Annotated in this window: 14 protein-coding genes and 1 tRNA gene; 11 read left to right on the top strand and 4 right to left on the bottom strand. The window is 72.2% G+C overall.

Annotated features, from left to right (window positions below; all coding sequences use genetic code 11):
• The first annotated feature begins 3 nt into the window (after nt 1-3).
• The 3 genes from tssF (at nt 4) to tssH (ending at nt 6,370) form a co-directional block, all read left to right on the top strand.
• A complete protein-coding gene (gene tssF / locus BLW43_RS11145) occupies nt 4-1,947 on the top strand; it encodes a type VI secretion system baseplate subunit TssF (RefSeq protein WP_093253261.1) in 1,944 nt (647 codons plus the stop codon).
• A complete protein-coding gene (tssG, locus tag BLW43_RS11150) occupies nt 1,944-3,560 on the top strand; it encodes a type VI secretion system baseplate subunit TssG (protein ID WP_139284038.1) in 1,617 nt (538 codons plus the stop codon). The genes tssF and tssG overlap by 4 nt, the downstream gene beginning before the upstream one ends.
• An 80-nt stretch (nt 3,561-3,640) precedes the next feature.
• The gene (gene tssH, locus BLW43_RS11155) at nt 3,641-6,370 is read left to right on the top strand and encodes a type VI secretion system ATPase TssH (protein WP_093253265.1); all 2,730 of its coding nucleotides are present in this window, start codon (nt 3,641-3,643) and stop codon (nt 6,368-6,370) included.
• Between the two features lie 163 nt (nt 6,371-6,533).
• Here the strand turns inward: tssH and BLW43_RS11160 are convergent, their stop codons facing one another.
• A complete protein-coding gene (locus BLW43_RS11160) occupies nt 6,534-7,274 on the bottom strand; it encodes a PAS domain-containing protein (RefSeq protein ID WP_175478857.1) in 741 nt (246 codons plus the stop codon).
• A gap of 238 nt (nt 7,275-7,512) precedes the next feature.
• Between BLW43_RS11160 and BLW43_RS11165 the strand changes: the two genes are divergently transcribed.
• Genes BLW43_RS11165 through BLW43_RS11175 form a run of 3 tightly spaced genes read left to right on the top strand, consistent with a single transcriptional unit; the run spans nt 7,513 to nt 9,624 of the window.
• On the top strand, nt 7,513-8,412 hold the full coding sequence (locus BLW43_RS11165) for a YicC/YloC family endoribonuclease (protein ID WP_093253270.1): 900 nt from the start codon (nt 7,513-7,515) through the stop codon (nt 8,410-8,412).
• Nucleotides 8,413-8,446: 34 nt separating this feature from the next.
• The gene (gene gmk, locus BLW43_RS11170) at nt 8,447-9,064 is read left to right on the top strand and encodes a guanylate kinase (protein WP_217632158.1); all 618 of its coding nucleotides are present in this window, start codon (nt 8,447-8,449) and stop codon (nt 9,062-9,064) included.
• 17 nt (nt 9,065-9,081) lie between these two features.
• A complete protein-coding gene (locus BLW43_RS11175; protein WP_093253275.1) occupies nt 9,082-9,624 on the top strand; it encodes a gamma carbonic anhydrase family protein in 543 nt (180 codons plus the stop codon).
• Between the two features lie 16 nt (nt 9,625-9,640).
• On the opposite strand, the gene BLW43_RS11180 is transcribed toward BLW43_RS11175, so the two are convergent.
• Nucleotides 9,641-10,243: a histidine phosphotransferase family protein gene (locus BLW43_RS11180; RefSeq protein ID WP_093253277.1), complete on the bottom strand. Its 603-nt coding sequence runs from the start codon at nt 10,241-10,243 to the stop codon at nt 9,641-9,643.
• A 33-nt stretch (nt 10,244-10,276) separates the two neighbouring features.
• Here BLW43_RS11180 and BLW43_RS11185 point away from each other — a divergent pair, with 33 nt between their 5' ends.
• The 3 genes from BLW43_RS11185 to BLW43_RS11195 all read left to right on the top strand — a co-directional run bounded on the left by BLW43_RS11185 (nt 10,277) and on the right by BLW43_RS11195 (nt 12,282).
• Nucleotides 10,277-10,456, top strand: a complete 180-nt coding sequence (locus BLW43_RS11185) for a DUF3553 domain-containing protein (RefSeq protein WP_093253280.1) — start codon at nt 10,277-10,279, stop codon at nt 10,454-10,456.
• 194 nt (nt 10,457-10,650) lie between these two features.
• Nucleotides 10,651-11,454, top strand: a complete 804-nt coding sequence (olsB, locus tag BLW43_RS11190) for an L-ornithine N(alpha)-acyltransferase (protein ID WP_093253283.1) — start codon at nt 10,651-10,653, stop codon at nt 11,452-11,454.
• A 12-nt stretch (nt 11,455-11,466) separates the two neighbouring features.
• Nucleotides 11,467-12,282, top strand: coding sequence for a lysophospholipid acyltransferase family protein (locus tag BLW43_RS11195; protein ID WP_093253285.1), 816 nt, complete (start codon nt 11,467-11,469; stop codon nt 12,280-12,282).
• Here the strand turns inward: BLW43_RS11195 and BLW43_RS11200 are convergent.
• Together BLW43_RS11200 and BLW43_RS11205 are read right to left on the bottom strand one after the other, a co-directional pair.
• On the bottom strand, nt 12,279-12,905 hold the full coding sequence (locus BLW43_RS11200) for a thiamine phosphate synthase (protein WP_093253288.1): 627 nt from the start codon (nt 12,903-12,905) through the stop codon (nt 12,279-12,281). The two genes, BLW43_RS11195 and BLW43_RS11200, sit on opposite strands and share 4 nt — an antisense overlap.
• A complete protein-coding gene (locus BLW43_RS11205) occupies nt 12,902-13,345 on the bottom strand; it encodes a cupin domain-containing protein (RefSeq protein ID WP_093253290.1) in 444 nt (147 codons plus the stop codon). Before BLW43_RS11205 ends, BLW43_RS11200 begins: the two co-directional genes overlap by 4 nt.
• A gap of 175 nt (nt 13,346-13,520) precedes the next feature.
• Between BLW43_RS11205 and BLW43_RS11210 the strand changes: the two genes are divergently transcribed.
• Nucleotides 13,521-13,608: transfer RNA gene (locus BLW43_RS11210), tRNA-Ser, on the top strand.
• A 151-nt stretch (nt 13,609-13,759) separates the two neighbouring features.
• The gene (locus BLW43_RS11215; protein WP_093253293.1) at nt 13,760-15,040 is read left to right on the top strand and encodes a DUF6538 domain-containing protein; all 1,281 of its coding nucleotides are present in this window, start codon (nt 13,760-13,762) and stop codon (nt 15,038-15,040) included.
• The last annotated feature ends 83 nt before the right edge of the window (nt 15,041-15,123 follow it).

A 15,123-nucleotide genomic window follows, 5' to 3' on the forward strand; every position in this document is an offset into this window, starting at 1 on the left:
TCCATGGAGGAGGCGCTCAAGGAGATCTACGAGAGCGAACTCAAGCACCTGCGCACCCACGCCGAGGAGTTCGCCCAGCGCGACGCGTTCCACCGCATCGCCAGCCGCATCGGGCTGACGCCCAACGCCGCCCTGCGCGACCCCTTCGTGGAATGGCTGCTGCAGGGCTACGCCTTCCTTGCGGCGCGGGTGCAGCGCAAGCTCGACGAGGAGTTCCCGCGCTTCAGTCAGAACCTGCTGGCGATGCTCTACCCGCACCTGTCGGCGCCCACTCCCTCGATGCTGGTCGCGGAGTTCCAGCTCAGGGCGGACGCCGCGCTGATGACCGGCCCGATCGCGCCGCGAGGGATGCGCCTGTCGCTGCCGACGCGCATGGCCGGCGCGGCGCGGCGCGAGCGCAAGGTGATCTTCACCACCGGCCGGGCGCTGCGGTTGTGGCCGCTCATGGTGACGGCGGCGCGCTACCTGCCCGACAGCGGCCATGTCGAGAGCGCCGGCGCCTCGCGCGCGGCGCCCGCCGCCGTCTCGATCACCTTCGCGCTGACGCCCGACGGCGCGACGCTGGGCGCGCTGCCCGCAGAAGCGCTGGACCTGCACTGCGCCGAAGGCGAGGGCGGCGGCGCGGCGCTGTTCGAGGCGCTGACCGCCGGCTGCGCCCATGTCGAGGCGGCGGGCGCGCCGCGTCGGCCCGGCGGCGGCCCCGGCAAGGGGCCGAAGGCGACCGCGCTGGAGGCCGCGCCGCTCGGCTTCGACCGCCACACCGCGGAGGGCGAGGACGCGCTGCTGCCCTACGGCCCGCGCAGCTTCGACGGCCACCGGCTGCTGCACGAGTTCTTCGCGCTGCCGGCGCGCTTCCATTTCCTGCGGCTGGGCGGGCTGCAACAGGCGTTCGGGGCGCGCGAGCAGGCGCGCGAGTTCACCGTGCTTTTCCTGCTGGACCGACCGTTTCCGGCGCTGGGCGGCAAGCTCGGGCCGGAGTCTGTGCGGCTGAACTGCGCGCCGGCGGTAAACCTCTTCGAGCGCGCCGCCGACGACATCGCCTATGATCCGCGCCGCGCCGAACTGCCGATCACGCCCGACCGGGGCGATCCGACCAGCTTCGAGGTGCACTCGGTCCTCAACGTCACCGGCAAGACCGGGCGGGGCGAGACGGTCGCCTTCCGCCCCTTCTTCGCGCCGGAGAGTTTTGGCGCGCGCAGCCCGCGCTCCCAGCGGTTCTATGCGCTGCATCGCGTGGCGCGCGCCGCGCCGGCGCTGCGCGAGGAGCGGGACCGGAGCCTGGAGATCTACCGCGGCGCGGAGGTGTTCATCTCGCTGGTGGACGAGGCCGCGCGCCCGGCGCCGGCTGATCTGCGCTCGCTCTCGCTCGATCTGCTCTGCACCAACCGTCATCTCGCTATCAACGCCGCCAGCGAAACCAGCCGCGACGCGCTGCTGTCGACCGAGATCGACGAGGGCTGGAAATCGGTGCGCGTCGTCTCCGGTCCCTCCTGGCCGCGCGCAGGGCTGCCCGAGGGGCGGCGACTGTGGGACGTCATCAGCGCGCTGACGCTCAACCACCTGTCGCTGTGCTCGACGGAGCGCGGCGATCCCGCGGCGGCGATGCGCCAGACGCTGCGCCTGTTCGCCGCCCAGAGGGACGCGGCGGGCGAGGCGCTGATCGAGGCGCTGGTGGACATCTCCACGCGCCCCGCCATCGGGCCGATCGCCCCGATCCGCGACGAGCAGGGCCGGGTGATCGCCCCGATGGCGATGGGCCGCGGGCTTGACGTCGCCGTCACCTTCGCCGACGCCGCGCCCGAGGCCGCGACTCTGGCGGCCGTTCTGGAGCGGTTCCTGCCCGGCCACGCCAACGTCAACAGCTTCACGCGCATGAGCCTGCGGCAGGGCGACGGGCGCGCGCGGGCCAGGTGGCCCGCCCGGTCTGGCACGAGGCCGCTGCTTTGAGCGGCGCGGGCGAGAACCGGCCCAAGGGCTCTCGGGCGGGCTCCGAGGAGGAAGACCCCTTCGCCGCCGCGCCCGGCCCCGAAGACGGCGACGACCGTGACGAGAATCCTTTCGACGAGGCGTCGACAGGGAAGGTCGCCGCCCCGCAGCCGGGCGCCAAGGCCGGTCAGGCCGCCGGCCCCGCCGACTGGCTGGCGGCCCCGGCAGGAGACGACGCGCCTTTCGACGAGGAGCCCTGGCCAGAGACCACGCCCCCTGACGAGGCCTCGCATGCGGAGAGCGACAGCGACGCGCGGGCGCCCGGCCCGGCGGCCGACGAACCCGACGAGGAGACGTCGGGGGGCCCGGCGCCGTCCGATGCGGAGGCTCCGGACGCCCGGGCGCGGGCGACCGCCGCGGCGCGCGCGCCGGCGCCCATTCCGCGCACCGTCATCGCCTTCGCGGCGCCCGGCGTGATCGCGGCGGAGACGCCTGCGACGGTCGTCGAACCCGCTCCGGTTCCGGCGCCGGAGCCTGAGGTCGAGGAGGTCGCGCCGCCCGGCCCGGCCAGCTTCCATCAGGTCGCCGCCGCCATCGCCGAAGACCCGCATGGCTGGGAGTTCGGCGCCGCCGTGCGGGCGCTTCAGGCCGCGCGCCCCGATCTGCCGGCGGTCAGCCGCTCGGGCCGCATCGAGGAGGATGCGATCCGCTTCGGCCAGCCGCCCTCGCTGCGCTTCGAGAGCGCTGAGATCCGCTCCGCCGGCTGGGTGAACCTGCCGTCCGGCGCGGCGTTCCAGCTCAGCCAGATCGCGATCGGTCCGCTCGGCCCCAAGGGCTCGCTGCCGAACCACGTCACCGAGGACGCCATGCGCGAGGAGCGCGAGGGGCGGCGCTGGCTCACCGGCTTTCTCGACATCTTCACGCACCGCATCGCCGGCCTGCTGTTCCGCGCCTGGGCTCTGCCGCGCCCGGCGGTGATGCGCGACCGCCCGGAGGCCGACCCGTGGCCGCGCTGGGTCGGCAGCCTCTTCGGCGCCGGCCCCGAGCCGTTCCGCGACCGCGACGCGCTGGACGACGACGCCAAGCGCCACATGGCCGGCTGGCTGTCGATGGGCCGCGCGACGGCGGCGGGCCTTTCGGGCGTGCTCGGCGTGGTGATCGGGGCGCCGGTCAAAGTGGAGGAGTTCGCGCCGGAGTGGCTCGCCATCCCGCAGGAGGCGCAGTCCCGCCTCGCGCCGCCGGGCGAGGGCGGCGGGCGGCTCGGCGCCGAGCTTGTGCTCGGGCGGCGCTTCCATTCGGTGCAGACCCGCGTGCGGGTGCGCGCCGGGCCGCTAACGCTCGCGCAGCATCGCGCGCTGCTGCCCGGAGGCGAGCGCCACGCCGCGGCGCGCGGCGCCGTGCTTTCGCTCGCGGGCCCGACGCTCGGCGTCGATCTGCAACTGGCGCTCGCGGCGCCGGAGGTTCCCGCCCTCAAGCTGGATGGCGCGCTCAGGCTAGGCTGGGAGAGCTGGCTCGGCTGGCGCAGCAGCCCGCTGTCCGTCGCCTGGCCCGGCGGCGCGGCTACGGGCGGACGAAGCGCCCCGCATGTCGAAGCAGACGAACTTGTGCTGCGCATGGAGTATGCTGCGGCCTGATTTCGGCCGACCCGCCACTGCGCCGCGTCCGCGGCGAACACGACCACCCGCGGCAGCGCCGCGCCCGCATCGAGGACGCCATGAGCACCATCACCCGATCCGAACTGCTCGCCAAGCTCACGCCCCCCGCCCGGAAGGCGGTGGAGAACGGGATGCGCTCGGCCAAGCTCCGCGGCAACCCCTATGTCGAGCTCGTGCACTGGATCGAGCAGATGGCGCTGATCGACGGCGGCGACTTCCAGAAGATCGCGCAGCATTTCGGGGTGGACGCCTCGCGGCTGGCCGCCGACCTGACGCGCGCGGTGGACGCGCTGCCGCGCGGCTCCTCCTCGATCTCCGACATCTCCGACCATCTGTTCGACGCGGTGGAGCGGGGCTGGGTGCAGGGCGCGATGCGGCTGCAGGCGGACCGGGTGCGCTCGGGCCATGTGCTCTACGGCATTCTCGCGACGCCGCGGCTTGAGCGGCTGCTGCTGGCCATGTCGCCGGAGTTCGAGAAGGTGAAGACCGAGGATCTGGCGGCCGCCCTGCCCGGCATCGTGAAGGGCTCGACCGAGGGCGGCGACGCAGCCGCGCCGGGCGGGCAGGGCGCGCCGTCGGCGCCGCCGCCGGAGGGCGGCTCGGCGCTCAAGACCTACGCGACCGACCTCACCGAGCGCGCCGCCCAGGGCAAGATCGACCCGATCGTCGGCCGCGACCCCGAGATCCGCCAGATCGTCAACATCCTGATGCGCCGGCGGCAGAACAACCCGATCCTCACCGGCGAGGCGGGCGTCGGCAAGACCGCCGTGGTGGAGGGCTTCGCCCTGCGGCTGGCGCGCGGCGACGTGCCGCCGCAGCTGCGGGACGTCTCGCTGCTGATGCTCGACATCGGCCTGCTGCAGGCCGGCGCCTCGATGAAGGGCGAGTTCGAGAACCGGCTGCGCCAGGTCATCGAGGAGGTGCAGTCCTCCGAGAAGCCCATCATCCTGTTCATCGACGAGGCGCACACGCTGATCGGCGCCGGCGGCGCGGCGGGCACGGGGGATGCGGCGAACCTGCTGAAGCCCGCGCTGGCGCGCGGCGAGCTGCGCACCATCGCGGCGACCACCTGGGCCGAGTACAAGAAGCACATCGAGAAGGATCCCGCGCTCACCCGTCGCTTCGAGGTGGTCAAGATCGAGGAGCCGACCGAGGAGCGCGCGCTCCTGATGATGCGCGGCGTCGCCTCGACGCTGGAGAAGCACCACCGCATCCAGATCCTCGACGCTGCGCTTGAGGCGTCGGTCCAGCTCTCCAACCGCTACATTCCCGCCCGACAGCTTCCCGACAAGGCGGTGAGCCTGCTCGACACCGCCTGCGCCCGCGTCGCGGTCAGCCAGCACGCGGTGCCGGCGCAGGTGGAGGACGCGCGCCGGCGCATCGAGGCGCTTGAGGTCGAGAAGGGCATCCTCCTGCGCGAGATCGCCGTCGGCATCCCGCGCGAGGACCGCGCCGCGGCGGTGGAGACCGAGATCGCCGCCGAGAAGGCCGATCTGGCTGAAATCGAGCAGCGCTGGGAAACCGAGCAGGCGATGGTCGCCGAGATCCTCGACCTGCGCGCGCGCCTGCGCGGCGACGACCGGCCCATCGACAAGACCGGCACGCCGCTGGAGGCCGCCGCCGACGCGGCGGCGCAGGCCGAGGAGGCCGCCGAGGCCGCCGTCGACCCTGACGCGCCGCCGCCGCTGTCGGACGCCGAGCGCGCCGATACGCTTGCGGCGCTTCAGGGCAAGCTCGGCGCGCTGGCCGACCTGCAGGGCGACGAGCCGCTGATCCTGCCGACGGTGGACCGCGCGGCGGTCGCGGCGGTGGTGGAGGAATGGACCGGCATTCCCGTCGGCCGCATGGTCTCCGACCAGCTGACCACGGTGCTGGAGCTGCCGACCATCCTCAACCAGCGCGTCGTCGGCCAGGACCACGCGATGGAGATGATCGCCAAGCGCATCCAGACCTCGCGCGCCGGGCTCACGGCGCCGGAGAAGCCCATCGGCGTGTTCCTGCTGGCCGGACCCTCCGGCGTCGGCAAGACCGAGACGGCGCTGGCGCTGGCCGAAGCGCTCTATGGCGGCGAGCAGAACCTCATCACCATCAACATGAGCGAGTTCCAGGAGGCGCACACCGTCTCCACGCTCAAGGGCGCGCCTCCGGGCTATGTCGGCTACGGCGAGGGCGGCGTGCTGACCGAGGCGGTGCGGCGGCGGCCCTACGCCACGGTGCTGCTCGACGAGGTGGAGAAGGCGCATTCCGACGTCCACGAGATCTTCTTCCAGGTGTTCGACAAGGGCACGATGGAGGATGGCGAGGGCCGGCGGATCGACTTCAAGAACACGCTGATCCTGCTGACGTCGAACGTCGGCTCCGACCTCATCATGAAGCTCTGCGAAGACCCCGAGCTGATGCCCGACCCCGAGGGCATCGCCAAGGCGATGCGCCCGGAACTTCTCAAGGTGTTCCCCGCCGCGTTGCTGGGGCGCGTCGTGGTGATCCCCTACTTCCCGCTCAACGACACGATGATCGACAGCATCGCCAAGCTGAAGCTGCGCTCGATCCAACGCCGGGTGAAGGCGGCGCATGGCGCCACCTTCGAGTATTCCGACGCGGTGCTGGAGCTGATCCGGGCGCGCTGCACCGAGTTGGAGAGCGGCGGCCGCATGATCGACGCGGTGCTGACCAACACGATGCTGCCGCGCATCTCCCAGGAGGTGCTGAACCGCATGGCCGAGAAGCAGCCGATGAGCCGCATCGCCGTAGACGTCAGGGACGGCGAGTTCATCTACGAGGTCGCCTGATGCGAAAAGGGCCGCCGCCCGGATGAGCGGCGGCCGCGCGGGGCGCCGATGGCGCGACACGCTCCTGCGCCGAAGGCGCGACATGACTTGGCGCGTCATGACCTGGGGAGAAAGGCGCGGCGCGCTCAGGCGGCGCCGCGCTTCCGATGCGAAGCGTCCCCCGTCAGTCCTTCACGAGCCGGAGGTGGCCGCGGCGCACTTCGCCGGTGCGCTCGCCGGCCCCGTCGATGGCCCGCAGGCCGCCGGTCTGGGCGGTCGTCGGGGCGGCGGTCGAGTGATCGGCGGCCGGGTGGGCGGCTGCGGGCGTCTCGCGCGTCGCCTCGACCAGCGGCGACGCCTCAGCGGAGTCGCCCAGCCGCTCGATGATGCTGCGCGTCACACGCGCCGCCACGGCCTCCTGCGGAGAGGAGACCTCGGTCGCCACGTCCAGCACGCGCACCTTCTCTACGTCGAGCAGGAACGGGCAGGGGACGGCGGCGGGCGGGTCGATCAGCCAGAGGCCGGTGAGCACGCGGTCGATGCGGCCGAAATCGCTGCGCATCGGCAGGAACACCATCTCGAAAGCGGTGGACTGGCCGTCCGCGGCCCGCGCGGCGCCCTCGAGCACGGCGACGGCCGGCTCGGCCACCACGCGGTTGAGCGCGGCCTGGACATGGTTGCGCGTCGGGCCCGCCACCATCGAGAGCGCGCTCATCCCGCGCAACTCCAGCCCGAACCAGCGGTTCAGGCGGTCGCCGGCGATCCGGATGCGGAAGTTGGAGGGGCCGACATGCTCGAAGATCGCCAGGAACGGCGCCTTGGAGCCGATCTTGCCGGCGTCCAGCTCGGCGCGGAAAGGCGCCGGCCGCCCGCCCCGCAGGGCGGACCACATGGCGTGGAGGCCGGCGGCCTCCGGGTGTTTCAAAGCGGCCGTCCCGTTTTCGGACATCTGTTCCACTTCGATACGACGTTCATCGGCGTCACAGTCGCTCCACATTGCACCAGCACTCCATAAAGTTAAAGGTTTCACAACGTGCGGCCCGGTTCCAGCGCAATGCGGAGCGGACTTTCGGAAAAACTGTAGCAAAAGCCGTGCCAGTCGGTTGCGCGCGCCCCGTCGGTTGTCGCAGATAGGGCCAGACGAGATGGGGCGCTCGCAGCGGATGACGCTTTACAGCATGACAGGCTTCGCCGAGGCCGCCGGCGGCGTCGAGGGCCTCGCCTGGCGCTGGGAGGCGCGGAGCGTGAACGGCCGCGGACTGGACCTGCGGCTGCGCCTCCCCGAGGGGTGGGAGTCGCTCGAACCCGAGTTGCGCCGGCGCGTCGGCCAGGCGGTCTCGCGCGGCTCCGTCACCATAGGTCTCAGGGTGGAGCATGCCGGGGCGTCCGCCGCGATGGCGCTCGATCGCGAGGCGCTGGCCGAGGCGGTCGCCGCGCTCGTCGTGGTGCGGGACGCCGCGCGCGCCGCCGGGCTGGAGGTCGCGCCCGTCTCCGCCGAGCGCCTGCTGCAGATCGCTGGCGCGCAGTCGGCCGAGCCGCAGCGCCGCCGCGCGCCGGACGAGGCGGCGATGGGCGCCGCGCTCGACAGCCTCGATGCGCTGATCGCCGGGCTGGCGGAGACGCGGGCGCGCGAGGGCGCGGCGCTCGGCGCCTCGCTCGGCGGCGTGCTCGACGCCATGGAGGCGCAGGCGCGGGCCGCGCGGGCCGCCCATGCGGCGCAGACCGACGCCGCGCCCGAGCGCCTGCGCGCCCGCGTCGCGGCGCTGACGGGCGCCGGCGCGACGACGCCGCCGGAGCGGCTCGCCGCCGAGCTGGCGCTGCTGGCGGTGAAGGCCGACGTCGCCGAGGAGCTCGACCGGCTCGACGCCCATCTCGCCGCCGCGCGCGCCCTGCTGGCGCGTGGCGGCGCCGTCGGCCGGGAGCTCGACTTTCTCACCCAGGAGTTCAACCGCGAGGCCGGCACGCTGTGCGCGAAGGCCGAGAGCCCGGCGCTGACCGAGGCGGGGCTTGCGATGAAGGTGCTGATCGACAGGCTTCGCGAGCAGGCCCAGAACCTCCAATGACACGTCACAGCCCGGAGCGTCCCCGATGAGCGCCATCTCCCGTCGCGGCGCGCTTTTCGTGCTTTCCTCCCCCTCCGGCGCCGGCAAGACGACGCTGGCGCGGCGGCTGCTGGTCGAAAGCCCCGGCCTGACGCTCTCGGTCTCCGCCACGACCCGGCCGAAGCGCGAGGGCGAGGTGGACGGCGCCGACTATCACTTCGTCACGCCGGAGGGCTTCGCCGCCATGGCCGCCGGAGGCGCGCTGCTGGAGCACGCCGAGGTGTTCGGCCTGCGCTACGGCACGCCGCGCGCGCCGGTGGAGACATGGCTGGCCGAAGGCCGCGACGTGCTGTTCGACGTCGACTGGCAGGGCGCCCGCCAGCTTCGCGGCAGCGCGCTGGGCGCGGACGTCGCGAGCGTGTTCATCCTTCCCCCCTCCATCGCCGAACTCGACCGCCGCCTGCGCGCGCGCAATCTCGACGCGCCGGAGACCGTGGCGCGGCGCATGGCCAAGGCGCGCGACGAGATCGCGCATTGCCCTGAATACGACTATGTCGTGGTCAATGACGATCTCGACGCCAGCGCCGCGACGCTGCGCGCCATCCTCGCCGCGGAACGCGCCAGACGCGCGCGCCTGACCGGACTGGACGCCTTCCTCGCCGACCTGACATGAAATTTGGATTGACGCCGATGGAACTGCTCTCGCTCGACGGGCTCAGCCCGCAAACACCCGAAGACGGCGATGTGTTCATCGCGCCGGGCGCGCGCGTGATCGGGCGGGTCACGCTCGGCGCCGCGTCGAGCGTGTGGTTCAACGCCGTCCTGCGCGGCGACGGCGAGGCCATCCTCATCGGGGCCGGCAGCAACATCCAGGACAACAGCACCGTCCACACCGATCCGGGCTGCCCCGTGGAGGTCGGCGAGAACGTCACGGTCGGCCACCGCGCCATCCTCCACGGCTGCAAGGTCGGCGACGGCGCGCTGATCGGCATGGGCGCCGTCGTGCTGAACCGCGCCGTCATCGGGCCGCGCAGCCTCGTGGGCGCCAACGCGCTGATCACCGAGGACAAGGTGTTCCCCGAGGGCGTGCTGATCATCGGCTCGCCGGCCAAGGTCGTGCGCGACCTGACGCCGGAGGAGATCGCGGGCCTCGCCGGCTCGGCGGAGCGCTATCGCTGGAACGCGCGGCGGTTCCGCTCCGGCCTCGTTCGCGCCGAGCGTCGCCCCGCCTGAGAATGGCCGCGGCCGGTCAGCCGGCCCTGCGGGCGATGAGCGAGAGCGCGGCCTCGTCCTGAACGATGGCGACCGAGCGCCCCATGGAGCGGGCGTGCGCCGCGAGAAGCGCGACGTGGGCCTCCCGCGGCGCGGTCGCGACGGCGGCGGGGTCGCTGAGCAGCGCGGCGCACTCCGTCGGCATCCCGAGACGGGCGCCGCTCACCCGGGCGCCCGTGTCGCCGCCCAGCGACATCTCGATGGCGCCCCCGATCGGCGACGCGGTGACGGCGGCCATCGCCAGCAGCAGCGCGAGCTTCGCCTCGGCGCGCGGCGTCGCGTCGCCGCCTGACGGCCACACCACCCGGTGACGGCCCGCGCTGAAATAGGCGCGCGCGATGGCGCCGAGCTCCGAGGGCGAAATCGCCGCGGCGTCCTCGGTCACGGCCCCGAACGCGATGCGGAAATAGCCCAGCGCGGCCAGCGCCGTGCGTGCGCTGTCATTCAGGAGCGAGGCGATTTCAGGGTCGACGCCGCCCTCGAGCAGCTCGACGCCATTGCTCACCGCCCCTACGGGACTTATGAGGTCGTGACAGATGCGCGAACACAACAATGCCGCCAGATCGGGAGCGTTCGCCATGTCGTCACCATCCTTCGCCGGGGTTCCGGCGCCATGAGCCAGTTTCTGGAAGTCGGCGCCATCGTTCGCTTGCCGGCGCGACCCGAGTGGGGCCGCGGCCAGATCCAGTCTCTCGTCGGGCGCCGCGTCACGGTCAATTTCGAGGATGCCGGCAAGGTCGTGCTCGATCTCGATACGGCGACGCTTGAGGTGATGACGCCTGACTGGTTGTGATTCTGCTTGAATTGCCTGGGATGATCAACCGCAGGAGGCACGGGGCGCCTTTTGCTCGCGCGGCGTGGCCCGGTTGCGCCGGCGCCGGGGCTTGCCTAAGAGGGGCGACCGTGCGCGGGCGCGCCGGCGGGCAGGCGTGCGACGGCGCGCCCGCGCCCGGCGCGAGAGGGCGCCAGTGATCGGAGGGGCGCCTGGTGCGCATTGAAGCGGGTCGGTTCACGGTGAGGCTGGCGGAAAGCGATGCCGACGTCGCCGCCGCGCAGCGCCTGCGCTATCGCGTTTTCGTGGAGGAGATGGGGGCGCACGCCTCCCCGGAAGAACACGAGGCGCGCTGCGAGCGCGACGAGTTCGATCCCTATTTCGACCATCTTCTGCTGATCGACAACGAGGCCGCCTCCGAAGACCCGATGGACAAGGTGGCCGGCGCCTACCGTCTGATGACCGGCGACATGGCCCGGCGGGGCATCGGCTTCTACGGCGCCAGCGAGTATGACCTCGGCAGGCTGGTGGACTACCCCCGCGAGACGCTGGAGCTCGGCCGCTCCTGCGTCAGCGCCGAGCACCGCGGCGGGGCGGGGATGCACCTGCTGTGGACCGGCCTTGGGCAGTATGTCGCCGAGCGCAACGTCGAGATCATGTTCGGCGTGGCGAGCTTCCATGGCGCCGACGTCGCGCCCCTCGCCCAGCCGCTCTCGCATCTGCACTACAACCACCTCGCGCCGGAGGATCTGCGCGTGCGCGCGCTGCCGGAGCACTTCACGGCGATGGACATCCTGCCGCCCGACGAGGTGAACCGCGCCGAGGCGCTGCGGCTGATCCCCGCGCTCATCAAGGCCTACCTTCGGCTTGGCGGGTTCGTGGGCGAGGGCGCCTATGTCGACCGCGACTTCAACACCGTCGACGTCTGCCTGCTGATGGACACCAGCCGCATGGTGCAGCGCTACCGCTCCTTCTACTCCCGCGCCGACCGCGGCTCGGCGGCGCGCGTCCTGGGCTGAGGAGCTGCCCCGTTGAGCGTCACCTGGAACGACGCGGCGCCGCCCGACCTGCCGCCGCTGACGCCCGCCGAGCGCCTGCGCGGCGGCGTCCGCGTGGCGGCGATGCTGGCTCTGACCGCCGTCTGCCTGACGCTTTTTCTCATCCTGCGCTTCGTGCGGCGGCGGCTGTTCCGCGGCTTCAAGGCGCAGTTCTGGGTGGCGCGCGTCTGGGCGCGGGCGATGCTGCGGCTGATCGGCGTGCGCCGGCGCGTGATCGGCGCCCCGATCCGCGGCGGCGGGGTCTGGCTGGCGAACCATGCGAGCTGGTCCGACATCCTCGCCCTGCGCTCGGCGCGGCTGGTGAACTTCGTTTCCAAGGCCGAGGTGCGCGCCTGGCCGGGGATCGGCTGGATCGCCGAGGTCGCCGACACGGTGTTCATCGAGCGTCGCCGCAGCCGCGCCCACGACCATCGCGGCGTCCTCGCCGACCGGCTCAGGGGCGGGCAGCTCCTGTGCATCTTCCCCGAAGGCACCTCCTCGGACGGGCTGCGCGTGCTGCCGTTCAAGAGCTCGCTGCTGGCTGCGCTCTACGAGCCGGGCATGCCCGCCGACGCCAGGGTGCAGCCCGTCACGCTGAACTGGATCGCGGCGCCGGGGCTGCCGCGGGAGTTCTACGGCTGGTGGGGCTCGATGCCGTTCGAAGGCCACATCTGGGAGATCGCCTGCCGCAGCCGTGGCGGGGTGGTCGAGATCGTGTTCCACGCCCCGTGCAGCGTGCACGATGTCGGCGACCGCAAGGCCATGACGCGCTGGGCGGAGGAGACGGTGCGCGCCGCCAAGAGCAGCTAGCCCGCCGCGCCGCGGTCGAGCGCCGCGGCGTAGGCGGCGACCGCGGCCGCCGGCCCGTCGGGCGCCGACCAGACGCTGAAGCGCGGAGCCACGAAGTCGGCCGTCGCCGCCAGTCCGCGCGCAATCTCGGGCGTCAGCCCGCCTTCCGCGACGCAGGGCGTCTCGATCACCTCCGCCCACCAGGCGAAGAGTTCCGCGTCGGCCTCCGCCCCGTCGCCGAGCGCCCCGGCGCGCACCGGGCCCAGGCTCACATAGTCGGCGCCCGCCTCGGCCGCGACCATGCCGCGGTGGCGCGAGGCGCCGGCGGCGGCCCCGACGACCGCGTCCGCCCCGAGCGCGTCGCGCGCCGCGCGCACGGCGTTCGCCGAGCCGTCGGGCAAATGCACGCCGTCGAGGCCCAGCGGCTTCACCAGGCGGACATGGCGCGCGATCACCAGCGGCACGTCGCGCCCGGCGCAGACCGGCCGCAGCGCCTCGGCGGCGGCGCGCAGCTCCGCTTCGCCGGCCTCCAGCGCGAGTCTGACGCAGGCGACGTCCGCCGCGTCGAGCGCCGCCGCCAGCACGTCGGCGAAGGCGGCCGGGGCGAAGGCGGGGGGCGTGACGAGGTAGAGGCGCGCGCTCATGCGCCCGAAGGCGGCCGGGGCGTCGGGCGCCAGTCGGGCGGGGCCATCTCGAACCCCTCGAAGGTGAAGCCCGGGCTCACCGTGCAGGTCACGAGCGTCCAGGCGCCGACGGTGGTCGCGCACTGCCACCAGCCCGCCGGCACGATCGCCTGCGGCTTCTGCCCGGCCAGGACGTCCGCGCCCAGCAGGTGCGCCTGCGCGTCGTGGCCGTTCGGCGAGAGCGTCAGCGACAGCGGCGCGCCGGCGTGGAAATGCCAGATCTCGTCGGCGTCGACGCGGTGCCAGTGGCTGAACTCGTCGGCCGGGAGAAGATAGTAGATCGCCGTGCCCGTCGGCCGCTCGCCGGCCTCGGCGTGCGCCCGCCATGTCTCGCGATACCACCCGCCTTCGGGGTGGCGCTCAAGGCCGAGGGCGTCGATGATCTGGCGCGCTGACGTCATCGCATGTTCTCCCGTCTCGCGGCCAGCACCGTAGCGGCGCGGCGGCGCGCTGACGAGGGGGCGCGGGCGCGATTGCGGGCGCAGGGACGCTTTCGCGGGCCCGATCACGCGCGCGGCCCCTTGCGCCACGCCGTCGAGGTGGATAGTCACCAATCGCGACCGGGCGAAAGTCCATGGAGAGGTGCCGGAGTGGTCGATCGGGGCGGTCTCGAAAACCGTTGTAGGGCAACCTACCGTGGGTTCGAATCCCACCCTCTCCGCCATTCGCCCGCCTGAGGTCCCAGGCAACCCGTTGACGCATAAGTAACCCCTTGCGGTGCATACCCGATTTCGACAGGGTAAGCGGCAGGTGGGGTACCGGGTGTGATACAAAGTGTGACACAACGGGTCACCCGACGGGTCTCGGAGGGGCGCGTGACGGGGCTCAGCCTGCGCGGCACGGTGTACTACCTGGTCAAGCGAGTGCCGCGGGAATTCGCGCATCTGGAGCCGCGCGCGGTGGTGCGGCGGTCGCTGAAGACCGGTGACCTGCGCGAGGCGCGCAAGCGCGGGACCCGCGAGCAGGCCGCGATGCTCGCTCGCTGGGAAGCGGGGCTCGCCGCCGGCGGACAGGATCCGGCGGCCGAGGCGGAGGCTGTCGATGCGCTGCGGAAAGCTGAGAGGATCGTCCCGAGAACCCTCGGCGATCTCGTCGCCGGACCGCTCGACCAGCTTATCGAGCGGATCGAGCAGGTGCTCGAGCGCGATCCGCCAGCCAGCCAGCCCGCGGTGGCGAAGGCTTGGCTCGGAGTCGGCCCAGGCAAGGGCGAGGACCCGATATCTGCGCTCCTCGAGAAGGTCCAGAAGCTCGCGCCCGATCTGATCCATGGCATGAGCGAGGAACAGAAGCGGCGCTGGCGAAATCCGCGAGAGAAGGTTCTGCGCGATCTCATCAGCTGCATCGGCGACAAGAAGGTCGTGGAGACCGACGACGATGACGCGCGCGCTTTGAGAGAACACTTGTGTGAACAGGTCGAGGCCTACGAGATAAATCCGGCCACTGCCAACAAGTACGTCCATTATGTCAGCGGTATGATGAAGGTCTATAGTGAAAAGCTCAAACTTAAATGGAAGCATCCGTTTGTCGGAATGACGTTCAAGGACAGCTCCAGCGACAAGCGCAGGCGCCGGCCATTCAGCACGACCTGGATCATGGAGCACCTTTCGCCGCCCGACGCGCTGCTCGGCCTCAACGCGGAGGCGCGCGATGTCCTGCTTGCGATGGTCGACACCGGCGCGCGCCCCTCGGAGATCATCGGTCTCCTGCCCGAGCACATCCGCCTCGACGACCCGATCCCGCACATCAGGATCGTGCCGACCGACCGCGTACTGAAGAACGCCTCGTCGAAGCGAGACCTTCCGCTGGTCGGGCTTTCGCTGGAGGCGATGCGCCGCAACCCGCACGGGTTCCCGCGCTACCGCGGCAAGGGGGGCTGGTCCAACCTCGTAAACAAGTTCCTGCGCCAGAACTGTGCGATCAAGGATGACCAGTCCGCCTATTCCCTGCGCCACAGCTTCGAGGACAGGCTGCTTGCAGCGGAGGCGGTGGATCGCCTGGCCGCGGACCTCATGGGCCATGCGACGCGGCGCGCGCGCTATGGCAACGGCGCGTCGCTGGAGCTGAAGCACGAGACGCTTCAACTCATCGCCATTTGAGCGACCCGCGCCCGGGCTCGGTCGAGCGCGTTGGCTTGTTGCGTCATGGCGGCGAGTTCGGTCTCGAGGCGCAGGAATATCGG

This window comes from Rubrimonas cliftonensis, from assembly GCF_900107585.1.
GTDB classification, from domain to species: Bacteria; Pseudomonadota; Alphaproteobacteria; order Rhodobacterales; family Rhodobacteraceae; genus Rubrimonas; species Rubrimonas cliftonensis.